The following is a 13,099-nucleotide window of genomic DNA, read 5'->3' as shown; positions in this document are numbered from 1 at the left end:
GGTGAGCCGGGCCCGCCGGCCTCCGTGTCGATGACGGTCGCTCGACCCTGTGCCAGGAGTACGCGCGACACGACGGTGACGAGGGGACTGTTGTCGGCGTGGGGTGGGATGATGGAGGGTATGAGGTCGTACCGGGACAGCGCTGTGGTGCTGCGGCAGCACAAGCTGGGGGAGGCCGATTACATCCTCACGCTGCTCACCCGGGAGAACGGCTTGGTCCGGGCCGTCGCCAAGGGGGTGCGGCGCCCGCGGTCCCGGTTCGGGGCACGGCTGGAACTGTTCGCCCACGTCGACCTGCAGCTCTACCCCGGCCGCAATCTCGATACCGTGACTCAGGTGCACTCCATCGCCGCCTACTCCGGCGATCTGGCCGGCGACTACGGCCGGTACACCACCGCCTGCGCCGTGATCGAGACCGCCGAACGGCTCGCCGGTGAGGAGCGCGCCCCGGCGCCCGAGTTGCACCGGCTCACCGTCGGCGCTCTGCGCGCCATCGCCGCGGGCCTGCGCGATCGCGATCTGATCCTCATCTCCTTCCTGCTCCGTGCGATGGATGCCGCGGGCTGGGCGCCCGCGCTCGACCTGTGCGCCCGCTGCGGCGATACCGGGCCGCATCGTGCCTTCCACGTCGCGGCCGGTGGAGCGGTCTGCGTGCACTGCCGCCCCGCGGGGTCGGCGGTCCCGGCGCACGGCGTGCTGGATCTGCTCGCCGCCCTGGCCAGGGCCGACTTCGATTTCGCCGAGACCACGGGCGATCGAGTCCGTCGCCAGGCGAACGGCCTCGCCGCGGCGCACCTACAGTGGCATGTGGGACGGCAGCTGCGATCGCTGCCCATGATCGAGCGGCACGCGCCGCACAGCCAGGTCTCGGCGATGGGCGCCGGGGGAACGGAGGTCGACGGTGCCGGGACTGCGACGGGGTAGGGCCGCCAAGGCCACGTCCACTGCGCCACCGAGCACCGTCCGCCCGCCGGACCCGCACCCGTCGGGAGCCACGCCCCCGGCGATCCCCGCCGAACTGGTACCCAACCACGTCGCGCTGGTGATGGACGGCAACGGGCGCTGGGCCCAGGAGCGCGGGCTTCCCCGCACCAAGGGCCACGAGCAGGGCGAAGCCGTGCTGATGGACACCGTGTGCGGGTGTATCGAGATGGGCGTGAAGAACCTGTCCGCGTACGCCTTCTCCACGGAGAACTGGACCCGCAGCCCGGACGAGGTCCGCTTCCTGATGGGCTTCAATCGTGATGTGATCCGCCGCCGCCGCGACGAGATGAACGAGATGGGTGTGCGGGTGCGCTGGGCCGGGCGCCGACCGCGCCTGTGGCGCAGCGTGATCAAGGAGCTCGAGGTCGCCGAGGAGCTCACGAAGGACAACTCCGTGATGACGCTGACCATGTGCGTCAACTACGGAGGCCGAGCCGAGATCGTCGACGCGACGAGGGAGATCGCCCGACGGGTGGCCGCCGGCGAGATCAGCCCGGATCGGATCACCGAGCAGTCCTTCGCGCACTACCTCTATCTGCCTGATATGCCCGATGTGGACCTGTTTCTGCGGCCGTCGGGTGAGAAGCGTTCATCGAACTTCCTGCTGTGGGAGAGCGCGTACGCCGAGTACGTGTATCAGGACACGCTGTTTCCGGATTTCGACCGTCGTAACCTGTGGGAGGCGTGCCTCGAATACGCCAAGCGGGACCGGCGATTCGGCGGTACCAAGTGAGTGATCCGGGCGCACGGTTCGATGTCCTGCGCAGGCGGCTCGAATCAGCGCTCGGGACCGTCGTCCCGCTGCGCCGGGACGGCGAGGGCACGATCCGTATCGAATTCGGTGAGGCGCCCGCATCCGTGCAGGTCTACGAACTCACCGACGGAATCGACGTCTACGCGGTGACGCAGGTGATCGCGCTGGACCTTCCGCTCACCGACCAGCTGGTCTCCGATGTCGAGGCGGCGGGAGAATCGGTGCAATTCGGCACACTGCGGCTGATGCGCCGCGAGGTATCGGCAGATCTGGTGTTGCAGTACACGTTCCCGGCGAGCGAACTCGGTGGCGATGCGCTGCGCGACTTCGTGGCCTTTCTGCTCTCGCAGGGATTGAACGCGCGCAAGCGTCTCGTCGCCTGATTCAGGGGAGGCGCGCCGAGGTCGTCACGATCAGCTGCGGCGCCACGTACATCCCAGGATCTGCAGCGGCGGAGAAGAACTCATCGAGGTCTGCGTCGTGCACACCGGACGCGCGCAGCTGGCCGGCGAAAGGACCGATGAGCGCCGCCCATCGGTCCACACCGGGGCCGCCGCCGAACCGTGAGACGCGGGTCTCCACCACGATATCGGTGCCGCCGACCGCCCCGATGAGGCCCGGGGCAGCCGCGGCGAAAGTGAGCGACATGCCGCCGCGCTCGGCCCACGAGTGGTAGCCGTCGAAGACTCGTCGTACCGCGCGCGGCGTCGCCGGGTCCAGCGGCAGCGCCAGCGGCTCGGTGATCACGATGTGACCGTCCGCCCGGACCCACGAGCAGACCCGGGCCAGGGCCTCTGCCGCGTCAGCGACGTGCGCGAGCACGTACCGGGCGTGCACGACGTCGTAGGAGACGTCCTCGGGAGGCCGCCACGCCGTGAGATCCGCCGCCACCACGTCGATCTCGCAGGTATCGGGTCCGATCGCGGAGACGTCCCGATCGAGCGCAGTGACGCTGCCGCGGGGCACCACCTCGCGCGCCAGCCGTCGTGCGAGGTCGCCCGTCCCGCAGCCCACGTCGAGGATGTTCCCGCTCGACGGTGGGCGCAGGCGGGCGATCGTCGCCACCGAGAAGTCATCCGAGGACCGGCCTATCGCGGCCAGACGTGTCCGGTCACGGGTGCCGCCCCGAGCGAGCGTGCGCGATTCGTTCTCGGTCCTGGTGCTCACGGGCGACTCCCACTCTCGCGGTTCGTTGCCTAAGCATAGGACCTAGTGGCTCACGGGCGAAGCAGAATCTTGCCGGATCGTCCCGGCCGGGTGTTCGCCGTCGCCGCGTCGGCGATGCGGTCGAACTCGTAGACACCGTCGACCGGGAGCTTCAGCGTGCCCCCGGCCGCGCCGCGGACGATCTCCTCGACCAGTTCGCGGCGCTTGGCCGGCGCCATCTCCTGGCTCACTGTGCGGCCCCAGAACCCCTTGACGGTGAGCTCCTTGAAGATCACGTCGTTCACCGGGATCTCCAGGAGGGCGGTCTGGCCCGCCCCGGCCGCGCTCATCGCACCGAACGAGACCAAGGTGCCGTGGCGGCCGAGTAGCGCTGCGAGATCGGTGCTCGCCGAGCCACCGACGGAATCGATCGCTGCGGCGTAGCCGTCGGCACCGGCCAGGGCCGCAGCGCGCTCGCGCCAGCCGTCAGTGTCGGTGGCGATCACGTTGGCGATGCCGAGGCCGGCCAACTCATCGACGGCTGCCGACCGCCGGACCAGGCCGGTGACGTTGATGCCTCGTGCAGCGGCCAGCTGTGCGAGCAACCCGCCCACCATCCCGTTGGCGGCGTTCTGCACGATCCAGCTGCCCGGTTGCACCTGGAGGTACTCGAGCAGTGAGGCCGCGCTGAAGGGCATCGCGAACAGTTGCGCTGCCATTTCATCGGGGATCGAGTCGGGGACGGGGAGCAGGGTCTCGGCGTTCGCGACGAAGTACTCGGCCCAGGTACCGAACGCGCCGCCGGTCATCACCCGCTGGCCCACCTCCAAGCCCGTGACGCCGTCGCCGAGCTTCTCGATGACGCCGACCGCCTCGGAACCGCTGCGGGCCGGCATCGACGGCTTGTACCCGTAGTCGCCTTTCACGGTCCACAGATCGTGGTTGTGGATCGAGGCGAGCAGGGTGCGGATCAGCACCTGACCGGACCGGGGCTCCGGTACGGGGATCTCTCGGACGGTGAGCACGGTTGCGGGATCGCCGAATTCGTCGTGCATGAGTGCGCGCATGGGAAGTTTCTCCTGATCGGATCGGGTGGTTAGTCGTCGGCGACGGTCACGGTGACGTCGACGTTGCCGCGGACGGCGTTCGAGTACGGGCACACCTGGTGGGCCGCGTCCGCGAGCTCCTGCGCGGTGGTGGCGTCGAGCTCGGGTATCACGACCTCGAGGGTGACGGTCAGCCCGAATCCCCCGTCGCCGTTCGGACCGATGCCGACACGCGCCCCGACACTCGAGCCGTCGATGGCGACCTTCCGGGTGCGCGCGACCAACTGCAGCGCGGAGTGGAAGCACGCGGCGTAGCCGGAGGCGAAGAGCTGCTCGGGGTTCGAACCCTCGCCGCTGCCCCCCATGCCCACAGGGATCGCGAGATCCAGGTCGACCCGTCCGTCGTCGCTGCGGACGTGGCCGTCGCGCCCGGCTCCGGTGGCGATGGCTTCGGCGGTGTACTTGACGTCGATCATGGTGATACTCCTAAGGTTTCGAGTCTCGTGGGGCTATTCGTGGGCATCGCAGAAGCGTTTGGCCAGATCGCGGAGCAGCACGGCCTCGTCGGGGGAGAGGTTGAACTTCTCGCGGACCTCGCGTTGCACCGCTGATACTCGCGGTCGCAGCGCGCGGCCGCTGTCGGTGACGTGCACGGTGACCATGCGCTCATCGGCCTGGTCGCGCCGGCGTTCCACCAGGTCCATCGCCTCCAGGCGCCGGATCAGAGGGGAGAGTGTGCCGCTGTCGAGCCGGAGCCGTTCGCCGAGTGCCGAGACGCTGATCCCGTCGCGCTCCCAGAGCGCCAGCAGCGTCACGTACTGCGTGTACGTGAGTCCCAGTGCGGCCAGCCCGTCCCGATACGCGTTCGAGGCGACCCGGGATGCGGAGTACAGCGCGAAGCACACCTGTGAGTCCAGCAGCTCTTCGATTTCCACCCCTCGAATATTGCACGCAATTCAATTGTGCGCAACATAAATGCGGCTCTCGGTGTACCGTCCAGCCTCGGGCTTTACATATTCTGAAGATATGTCCATCGATCGCTTGACATTTGATGGATAAGTGTCAAATACTGGCGATAGAGCTTATGACCTCAGTCACAGCCCCGCGAGGGGCTATCAGTAAGGAGGGCACCGTGAAGGGCCTGGCTTATATCGACGCCGACGGCAGGGAAGCCGTCTGGACCGACCACAAGAAGCGGCTCTGGCTGTGGGGGCTGTTCGTTCCCACCGCCTTGTTCTTCGCCGTGGGCGTGATGTGGCTGCTCGGCCTCGGGCAGACCCCGCTGATGTACCTCGCTCCGGTGCTGTGGTGGATCGGCCCGCTGTTGCTGTACGTGATCCTCCCGATCGTCGACATCAAGGCCGGCGACGACGGCGAGAACCCGCCGGAAGAGGTGATGGAAGCGCTCGAGAACTCCCGGTACTACCGCTGGCTGACCTACATCTTCCTGCCCTTCCAGCTCGCCTCGCTGGTGGCCATGTGCTACTTCCTCACGGCCGACAACCTCACGTGGCTCGGCGGCGTCTACGCCAGCGGAGGGGGCCTGAGCCTGATCAGTCAGATCGGTCTTACTCTCAGTCTCGGCGTGGTCGCGGGTATCGGCATCAACACCGGCCACGAACTCGGCCACAAGAAGCCGGAGAACGAGCGCTGGATCGCCAAACTCACCCTGGCGCCGGCGATGTACGGCCACTTCTTCATCGAGCACAACCGCGGCCACCACGTGCGCGTCGCCACTCCCGAGGACCCGGCGAGCGGCCGGTTCGGCGAGACCTTCTGGGAGTTCTTGCCGCGCAGCGTGTGGGGCAGCCTGAAGTCCTCGTGGGAGCTGGAGAAGACCCGCCTGCACCGGCTCGGCAAGAGCCCGTGGACGCTGAAGAACGATGTGCTCAACGCCTGGCTCATGACCGTGGTCCTCTACGGCGCGCTGACCGCGATCTTCGGCTGGTACGTGCTGCCCTTCCTGATCATTCAGGGCGTCTACGGCTTCAGCCTGCTCGAATCCGTCAACTACCTGGAGCACTACGGGCTCATGCGGCAGAAGACCGCGTCCGGCCGGTACGAGCGCTGCGCCCCGCGGCACTCCTGGAACTCCGATCGCATCATCACCAACGTCTTCCTCTACCACCTGCAGCGGCACAGCGACCATCACGCCAACCCCACCCGTCGCTATCAGACGCTGCGGTCCTTCGAGGAGGCCCCGTCGCTGCCTCAGGGCTACGCCACGCTGATCGGCCTCACCTACTTCCCGCCGCTCTGGCGCAAGATGATGGACCATCGCGTGCTGGAGCACTACAACGGCGATATCACCAAGGTGAACGTCCACCCCCGCGTGCGTGACAAGGTGTTCGCCAAGTACGGCGCGACGTCGGCCGGAGAGCAGGCCGCCGCATGAGCGCCTTCCAGTGCCCGGTGTGCGACTACGTCTACGACGAGACCACCGGAGCTCCCAGGGAGGGCTGGCCCGCAGGTACCGCCTGGGCCGATATCCCGGATGACTGGAACTGCCCCGACTGCGGGGTCCGAGACAAGATCGACTTCGAACCGGTTTAGGCCGGGAGAGTGAGGATTCCACGATGAGCGACGCACCCTTCAAGCTGTTCCGCTGCCTCCAGTGCGGCTTCGAGTACGACGAGGCCGAGGGCTGGCCCGAGGACGGCATCGAGCCTGGAACCCGCTGGGACGACATCCCCGAGGACTGGTCCTGCCCCGACTGCGGCGCCGCCAAGGCCGATTTCGAGATGGTCGAGGTGGCGCGGGGATGAGCGACGGCGTGGTGATCGTCGGTACGGGCGTCGCGGGCGCCACCGCGGCGCTCGCGCTGCGGTCCGGCGGATACGACGGTGCGATCACGCTCGTCGGGCGCGAGCCGCACCTGCCGTACCGGCGGCCCACGCTCAGCAAGGACGTGTTGCTCGCCGGGATGGAGGTCGAGAAGGCACTGCTCAAGCCCGCGGCGCACTGGGACGAAGCGGGGATCAGCATACGGACGTCCGTGTCCGCGACCGGTGGCGACACCGCGGCGCACACGCTGGAGCTCTCGGACGGCAGCACGCTCGGATACCGGTCCCTCGTGCTCGCGACCGGCGGTACACCCCGCCACCTCGCGGGCCTGGAGCCGGGCCCGCGCGTGAAGTACCTGCGCGAGTTCGCCGATGCGCTCGCGCTGCGCGACGAGCTGGGGCGCGCAGGGAGCGTGATCGTGCTCGGGGCCGGACTCATCGGCTCCGAGGTCGCTTCCGCCGCTGCGAAACTGGGAGTGAAGGTCACGGTCGTCGAACCGGCGCCACTGCCGCTCGCGCGGGTGGTGCCGCCCGCAGTGGGAGAACGACTCGGGGCATTGCAGCGCGGAGCCGGGGTCGAACTGCTGCTCGGGGTGCGGCCGGGGGAGATCGGCATCGACCCCGAGCAGGTGGCGGTCAGCCTCCCCGGCCGGGGTGTGCTGGTGGCCGACCTGCTGGTGGTCGCGGTGGGCAGCTCCGCCGACACGGGGCTGGCCGAGCGACTCGCGCTGCGGGTCGACGACGGTATCGTGGTCGACGAGCGGTACCGCAGTTCGGCCGAGGACGTCTACGCGATCGGTGACTGCGCCCGAGTGCCCAACCCCATCGAGGGCGGCACCTACCGCGCCGAGAACTGGTCGGCGGCACAGGATCAGGGCACGGCGCTCGCGCAGGTGCTCCTCGGCGGGAACCCGGCGCCGACGGTGCCCTGGGGCTGGTCGAACCAGTTCGGGGCGGTGCTGCAGTTCGCGGGATGGCCCGCGGCCGATGACGCGCTGGAGGTGGACGGAACGGTGGAACCGGTGGAGGGCGGAACCTTCGTGGCACGGTGCAGCCGGGACGGCTCGCTGGTGGGCGCTGTCGCGATGGGAAGGCCGAAAGAGCTCCGTGCCGTCCGCGGCGAGCTGGCCGAGATGATCACGGCGGCAGGCGTGCCGTGACCGCCCTCGCGACCGGTAACGACCTCCCCGCCGCCAAGCCCACCGCGCGTGACCAGGCGCTCGACGCGGTGAGCGCGGTGCTGCGCGGCAACGAGTGGTCGGCGGTCACGATGGCCGCGGTCGCACGCACGGCCGGCGTCAGCCGGCAGACGCTCTACAACGAGTTCGGCTCCCGCAAGGGGCTCGCCGTCGCCTACGTGACCAGGTTCGTCGACGGGCTGCTGGCGTTCGTGCGGCAGCGCGTCGAGGCCCACCCCGGCGATATCGACGCGGCCATCGAGGACGCCATGCGGGGCGTCTTCGAGATCGGTATGGGGGATCCGGTCGTGGTCAACATCGCCGGGCCCAACCCGCATCGCGACCTCGTCGGGATCGTCACCGTGGACGGCACCCCGATCCTCAAACGTGCTTCCGAAGGGCTCGCCGAGATCCTCGCGTTGAGCTGGGCACAGGTACGCCGTGCCGACGCTCAGGTCGCGGCCGGCGTGCTCGTCCGCCTCGCCTTCAGCCACCTGACGATGCCGCTGGAGGGGCCCGAGGACGCCGCGCATGAGGTGGCGACGGCGCTCTCGCCCTTCTTCGATCGCGCTCTGCGGGCCTGACGGGGCGTCAGCTGCAACACTCGCCGCAGCGCCCGAAGATCTCCAGGGTGTGCGTGACGTCGGTGAAGCCGTGTGCCGCAGCGGTCTTCGCCGACCACGACTCCACCGCGCGGTCGGTCACCTCGACGGTGCGTCCGCAGTCGCGGCACACCAGGTGGTGGTGATGATGCTCGCCCGAGCACAACCGGAACAGGGCCTCGCCGCTGTCGGTGCGCAGCGTATCCACCACGCCCGCCTCCGCCATCGCCTGGAGGTTGCGATACACGGTGGTCAGTCCGATCGATTCGCCGTCGTTGCGCAGCATCTCGTGCAGATCCTGCGCAGACTTGAACTCCGAGACCGACCGCAGCGCGTGCGTGATGGCGCCGCGCTGCTTCGTCGCCCGGACGCCGGTCGCCTTCGCGGTGTTGCCGGCCACCGTCATGCCCCCTGCCGCTCCGTGGCGTGCGCCACCGCATCGACCACGATGTGAGCGAGGTGATCGTCGACCAGGCGGTAGACGATCTCCCGGCCGTTGCGCTCACCGCGCACCACACCGGCGGATTTGAGCACTCGCAAGTGCTGGCTCACGAGCGGTTGGGTCACGCCGAGTAGGTCGACCAGTTGGTGCACGCACAGCTCGGTGCGCATCAATTGGAGCACGATCGAGATCCGCACCGGCGCCGCGAGGGCGCGGAGCAGGTCGCCGGTAGCGGCGAGGATCTCGGGCTCGGGCTGGGCACTCGCCTCGTCGACCGGGCAGTCTGCGATGTCGGTGGGAATGGGACACCTCCTGTTATCGCCAACCATTTTCATATGCGGAATCGACTACGTCAAGCCGCGCTGGTGGGCGCACCGTCGTGAGGTGATCGACCGGTAGAGTCGATACGTTCATACATGCCTGTCTATACGTCGGAGATGAAGCGCGCCGTGGCCAAAGCAACCAAAGTGGATACCGTCGCCAACCTGTGCAAGCGCAGGGGTCTGGTCTACCCGTGCGGCGAGATCTACGGCGGCACGAAGTCGGCCTGGGATTACGGGCCACTGGGTGTGGAGCTCAAGGAGAACATCAAGAAGCAGTGGTGGCGCAACATGGTCACCAGCCGTGACGATGTGGTCGGCCTCGACAGCTCCGTGATCCTGCCTCGGCAGGTATGGGTGGCCTCCGGTCACGTGTCGGTCTTCAACGATCCGCTGGTGGAGTGCCTGAACTGCCACAAGCGGCACCGTCAGGATCACCTGCAGGAGGCCTACGCCGAGAAGCGTGCCGCCAAGGGCGAGACCGTCGAGCCGGACGACGTCCCCATGTCCGAGATCGTCTGCCCCGATTGCGGCACCAAGGGCCAGTGGACCGAGCCCCGCGACTTCAACATGATGCTCAAGACCTACCTCGGTCCGATCGAGTCCGAAGACGGCTTGCACTACCTCCGCCCGGAGACCGCGCAGGGCATCTTCGTCAACTTCAAGAACGTGATGACCACGGCGCGCAAGAAGCCGCCGTTCGGTATCGGCCAGATCGGTAAGAGCTTCCGCAACGAGATCACGCCCGGCAACTTCATCTTCCGGACCCGTGAGTTCGAGCAGATGGAGATGGAATTCTTCGTCAAGCCCGGCGAGGATGAGACCTGGCATCAGTACTGGATCGACTACCGCCTCCAGTGGTACACCGATCTGGGTATCAAGCCGGAGAACCTGCGCCTGTTCACGCACCCGCAGGAGAAGCTGAGCCACTACTCGAAGGGCACCGTCGACATCGAGTACAGGTTCGAGTTCGCGGGCAGCGAATTCGGCGAACTCGAGGGTATCGCCAACCGCACCGACTTCGACCTCGGCACGCACTCGAAGCACTCAGGAGAGTCGCTGGAGTACTTCGATCAGCAGAGCGGAGAGCGGTACATCCCCTACGTGATCGAGCCCGCAGCTGGCCTCACTCGCTCGCTGATGGCCTTCCTGGTGGACGCCTACACCGAAGAGGAGGTGCCGAAGGCCAACGGCGGCACCGACACCCGCGTGGTGCTCAAACTCGACCGTCGTCTCGCGCCGGTCAAGGCCGCGGTGCTGCCGCTGTCTCGGGACGAGAAGCTCTCGCCCAAGGCTCGTGAGCTGGCTGCCGACCTGCGCCAGTTCTGGAACGTGGAGTTCGATGACGCGCAGGGCATCGGCAAGCGCTACCGCCGCCAGGACGAGATCGGTACGCCGTTCTGTATCACCGTCGACTTCGACACGCTCGAGGACGATTCGGTGACGGTCCGGGAGCGCGACACCATGGCGCAGGAGCGCGTGCCACTCGCCGAGGTCCGCGAGTACCTCGCCGCCCGCCTGCTGGGCTGCTGAACCACTGAGGAACGTGGCCGGTCACCGTAACGGTGGCCGGCCACGAGTCGCATCAGCTGCAGGTGACCTCGACCCGGAATTTCTTGGTGCTCAGATCCGCCGCGCGAGCCTCACCGGTGATGGTGTAGCGGTTGCCGGCGCGTGAGGCGGTCGCCGAACCGATCTGTCCCACAGGGGTGCTCGTCACCGTCATCACATTGCTGCCGGTAGCGATGAACAGGGTGTTCACCCGCGGCGGATTGCCGTCGGTGATCATCGCACCGACACCGCGCGCCGTCTGCACGCTGCCCGACCCGATGGTGATCGAGTCTCCGGTGCGCGAGCAGCCGGCGTTGACGTACTCGGCGGCGTCCTGCCGCTTCCCGTCCACCTCGACCACGGTGCTGGAGTCGATGTTGGGAGACGTACACGCCGATGCTCCGACGAGGGCGCCGGCGAGAACGGTGCACGCCGCGACGCGGGCGGTCAGGGGACGGATTCGCATGAAGACAAGGTACCCGTGGGATACTCGTGAGCATGACGAGCGGCAAGGTTGTTCATTTCGATACCCAGCGTGGCTTCGGCTTCCTCGCCCCGGCGGACGGTGGCGAGGATGTCTTCCTCCACGTCAACGACATCGACTTCGACGAGTCGGCGCTCCGTCCCGGGACCGAGGTGACCTTCGATGTGGAGAAGGGCGATAAGGGACTCAAGGCCGTCAACGTGGCCGTCGTCGGCGGAGCGCCCGCGGCGGCACCGCGGCGCGACCACCGGGACTCCCGTCCCGACCACCGGAGTGACCGGCCGGACCGCCGCGAGGCGCCCCGTCGCGATGCTGCCCCGCGGGCTGCCGGAACACTCGGCATGCAGGCCTTCCTGGACGAGATCACCGAGCAGCTGCTCGATTCCTCCGACGACCTGACCGCCGGCCAGATCATCGCGATCCGGCAGCGCTTCGCGGACTTCGCGTTCGCGCGCGGCTGGGTCACCGAGTAGCCGGTGCCGCCGCTGCCCGGTCCCGCCGCGTACCAGCCGGCCGACGTCGAGCGCATCGTCTCCGAGGCGCCCAAGACGGCGGGCCTGGAGGCGGAATCCGAACCCGCGCTGTTCTCCGGTCCGCAATGGGAGGCACCGCGGTGGGAGGGACACAGCTCTGCGTTCGCCCGCGATCGCGCGCGTGTCCTGCACTCCGCCGCCCTGCGAAGGCTGGCCGATAAGACCCAGGTGGTGGGCCCGCGCGAGGGCGACACTCCACGCACCCGTCTGACCCACTCGCTGGAGGTCAGCCAGATCGGCCGCGGAATCGCGCTCGGTATCGGCTGCGACCCCGATCTCGTGGATCTCGCGGGCCTGGCCCATGACATCGGGCATCCGCCATACGGACACAACGGCGAGCGCGCGCTCGATGAGGTGGCCACCCACATCGGCGGCTTCGAGGGCAACGCGCAGAACCTGCGCATCCTCACCCGGCTCGAGCCCAAAGTGCTCGATTCCGACGGCGCCTCCGTCGGCTTGAACCTCACCCGTGCAGCCCTCGATGCGGCGACCAAGTACCCGTGGCTGCGGCGCGAGCCCGGCGGCAAGTTCGGCGTCTACGACGACGACGCGCACGTCCTGGACTGGATGCGGGGCGGCGAGAACGGACCGCATGGCCGCCGACAGTGTCTCGAATCCCAGGTCATGGACTGGTCCGACGATGTGGCCTACTCGGTGCACGACGTGGAGGACGGCGTGCTCTCGGGCCGCCTCGATCTGCGCGCGCTCTCCTCGGCGGAGGAGGTGCGCAACCTCTCCGGGTTCGGCGCCACCAGCTTCCGCGGCGTCGAGGCAGCCGAACTGGAGGAGGCCGGCGCCCGGCTGGCTTCCTTCGATGTGGTCGCCGACGCCACCGAATACGACGGCGGGCTGGCGTCGTCGGTGGCACTGAAACGGATGACCAGCGAACTGGTCGGCCGGTTCGCCTCCGCCGCGATCGACGCCACCCGTTCCGCTACCGGTGACCGCCCCGTATGCCGTTACCAGGCCGATCTCGCGGTGCCTCGAACCGTGCTGGCCGAGGTGGTTCTACTCAAGACGATGGCGCTGCAGTACATCTACTCGAACCAGCGGCACCTCGCGATCCAGGAGGGCCAGCGGATGCGGATCCACCGCGTGGCCGACTGGCTCATGGGGGCGTCACCGTCGAACATCGACCCGCTGTACTCACCGGCCTACCTGGCCGCCGATACCGACGCCGCCCGATTGCGCGTGGTCATCGATCAGATCGCGTCCATGACGGAGACGCGCCTGGAGCGCCTCGATGAGGCCATCGGCTGATCGCGACTAGACTCAT

At 68.1% G+C, this 13,099-nt stretch carries 18 protein-coding genes; 11 read left to right on the top strand and 7 right to left on the bottom strand.

The features are described from left to right. Positions 1-120: 120 nt before the first annotated feature. Genes recO through TPAU_RS13790 form a run of 3 tightly spaced genes read left to right on the top strand, consistent with a single transcriptional unit; the run spans position 121 to position 2,121 of the window. Positions 121-924, top strand: coding sequence for a DNA repair protein RecO (gene recO / locus TPAU_RS13800; protein WP_041945080.1), 804 nt, complete (start codon positions 121-123; stop codon positions 922-924). Continuing rightward, positions 902-1,717: an isoprenyl transferase gene (locus tag TPAU_RS13795; RefSeq protein ID WP_013127368.1), complete on the top strand. Its 816-nt coding sequence runs from the start codon at positions 902-904 to the stop codon at positions 1,715-1,717. The genes recO and TPAU_RS13795 overlap by 23 nt, the downstream gene beginning before the upstream one ends. Next, the gene (locus TPAU_RS13790; RefSeq protein WP_013127367.1) at positions 1,714-2,121 is read left to right on the top strand and encodes a hypothetical protein; all 408 of its coding nucleotides are present in this window, start codon (positions 1,714-1,716) and stop codon (positions 2,119-2,121) included. The genes TPAU_RS13795 and TPAU_RS13790 overlap by 4 nt, the downstream gene beginning before the upstream one ends. 1 nt (position 2,122) lies before the next feature. Here TPAU_RS13790 and TPAU_RS13785 read toward each other — a convergent pair whose 3' ends face one another. Genes TPAU_RS13785 through TPAU_RS13770 form a run of 4 tightly spaced genes read right to left on the bottom strand, consistent with a single transcriptional unit; the run spans position 2,123 to position 4,865 of the window. Next, complete coding sequence (locus TPAU_RS13785; RefSeq protein WP_013127366.1) at positions 2,123-2,905, bottom strand: class I SAM-dependent methyltransferase; 783 nt, start codon at positions 2,903-2,905, stop codon at positions 2,123-2,125. Between the two features lie 50 nt (positions 2,906-2,955). After that, positions 2,956-3,951: a zinc-binding dehydrogenase gene (locus TPAU_RS13780; RefSeq protein ID WP_013127365.1), complete on the bottom strand. Its 996-nt coding sequence runs from the start codon at positions 3,949-3,951 to the stop codon at positions 2,956-2,958. A 29-nt stretch (positions 3,952-3,980) separates the two neighbouring features. After that, entirely contained in the window at positions 3,981-4,403 is a 423-nt protein-coding gene (locus TPAU_RS13775) for an organic hydroperoxide resistance protein (protein WP_041945077.1), read from the bottom strand. Between the two features lie 36 nt (positions 4,404-4,439). Then, positions 4,440-4,865, bottom strand: coding sequence for a MarR family winged helix-turn-helix transcriptional regulator (locus tag TPAU_RS13770; protein ID WP_013127363.1), 426 nt, complete (start codon positions 4,863-4,865; stop codon positions 4,440-4,442). Positions 4,866-5,062: 197 nt separating this feature from the next. Here TPAU_RS13770 and TPAU_RS13765 point away from each other — a divergent pair, with 197 nt between their 5' ends. From TPAU_RS13765 to TPAU_RS13745, 5 genes are read left to right on the top strand one after another with little or no spacing between them, the layout of a single operon-like run. Then, positions 5,063-6,325 (top strand): alkane 1-monooxygenase, encoded by a 1,263-nt coding sequence (locus TPAU_RS13765; RefSeq protein ID WP_013127362.1) that lies wholly within the window; start codon positions 5,063-5,065, stop codon positions 6,323-6,325. After that, a complete protein-coding gene (locus TPAU_RS13760; protein ID WP_013127361.1) occupies positions 6,322-6,483 on the top strand; it encodes a rubredoxin in 162 nt (53 codons plus the stop codon). Before TPAU_RS13765 ends, TPAU_RS13760 begins: the two co-directional genes overlap by 4 nt. Positions 6,484-6,506: 23 nt before the next feature. Next, the gene (locus tag TPAU_RS13755) at positions 6,507-6,695 is read left to right on the top strand and encodes a rubredoxin (protein ID WP_013127360.1); all 189 of its coding nucleotides are present in this window, start codon (positions 6,507-6,509) and stop codon (positions 6,693-6,695) included. Beyond that, on the top strand, positions 6,692-7,873 hold the full coding sequence (locus tag TPAU_RS13750) for an NAD(P)/FAD-dependent oxidoreductase (RefSeq protein WP_013127359.1): 1,182 nt from the start codon (positions 6,692-6,694) through the stop codon (positions 7,871-7,873). Before TPAU_RS13755 ends, TPAU_RS13750 begins: the two co-directional genes overlap by 4 nt. After that, on the top strand, positions 7,870-8,475 hold the full coding sequence (locus TPAU_RS13745) for a TetR/AcrR family transcriptional regulator (RefSeq protein ID WP_013127358.1): 606 nt from the start codon (positions 7,870-7,872) through the stop codon (positions 8,473-8,475). Before TPAU_RS13750 ends, TPAU_RS13745 begins: the two co-directional genes overlap by 4 nt. A 7-nt stretch (positions 8,476-8,482) precedes the next feature. Here TPAU_RS13745 and TPAU_RS13740 read toward each other — a convergent pair whose 3' ends face one another. Next, positions 8,483-8,899 (bottom strand): Fur family transcriptional regulator, encoded by a 417-nt coding sequence (locus TPAU_RS13740; protein WP_013127357.1) that lies wholly within the window; start codon positions 8,897-8,899, stop codon positions 8,483-8,485. Beyond that, a complete protein-coding gene (locus TPAU_RS13735; RefSeq protein WP_013127356.1) occupies positions 8,896-9,270 on the bottom strand; it encodes an ArsR/SmtB family transcription factor in 375 nt (124 codons plus the stop codon). Before TPAU_RS13735 ends, TPAU_RS13740 begins: the two co-directional genes overlap by 4 nt. Positions 9,271-9,372: 102 nt before the next feature. Here TPAU_RS13735 and TPAU_RS13730 point away from each other — a divergent pair, with 102 nt between their 5' ends. Next, a complete protein-coding gene (locus TPAU_RS13730; protein ID WP_086012706.1) occupies positions 9,373-10,788 on the top strand; it encodes a glycine--tRNA ligase in 1,416 nt (471 codons plus the stop codon). A 52-nt stretch (positions 10,789-10,840) separates the two neighbouring features. Here TPAU_RS13730 and TPAU_RS13725 read toward each other — a convergent pair whose 3' ends face one another. Then, positions 10,841-11,272, bottom strand: coding sequence for a lipoprotein LpqH (locus TPAU_RS13725; protein ID WP_013127354.1), 432 nt, complete (start codon positions 11,270-11,272; stop codon positions 10,841-10,843). Between the two features lie 32 nt (positions 11,273-11,304). On the opposite strand from TPAU_RS13725, the gene TPAU_RS13720 reads away from it, so the two are divergent. Further along, entirely contained in the window at positions 11,305-11,763 is a 459-nt protein-coding gene (locus TPAU_RS13720) for a cold-shock protein (protein ID WP_013127353.1), read from the top strand. A 3-nt stretch (positions 11,764-11,766) separates the two neighbouring features. Continuing rightward, a complete protein-coding gene (locus tag TPAU_RS13715) occupies positions 11,767-13,083 on the top strand; it encodes a deoxyguanosinetriphosphate triphosphohydrolase (protein ID WP_013127352.1) in 1,317 nt (438 codons plus the stop codon). Positions 13,084-13,099: the final 16 nt, after the last annotated feature.

Origin of the sequence: Tsukamurella paurometabola DSM 20162, assembly GCF_000092225.1 — a bacterium.
Classification (GTDB): Bacteria; Actinomycetota; Actinomycetes; order Mycobacteriales; family Mycobacteriaceae; genus Tsukamurella; species Tsukamurella paurometabola.
Note: the sequence above shows the minus strand (reverse complement) of the source record. Positions and strands in the feature narration are given on the sequence as shown.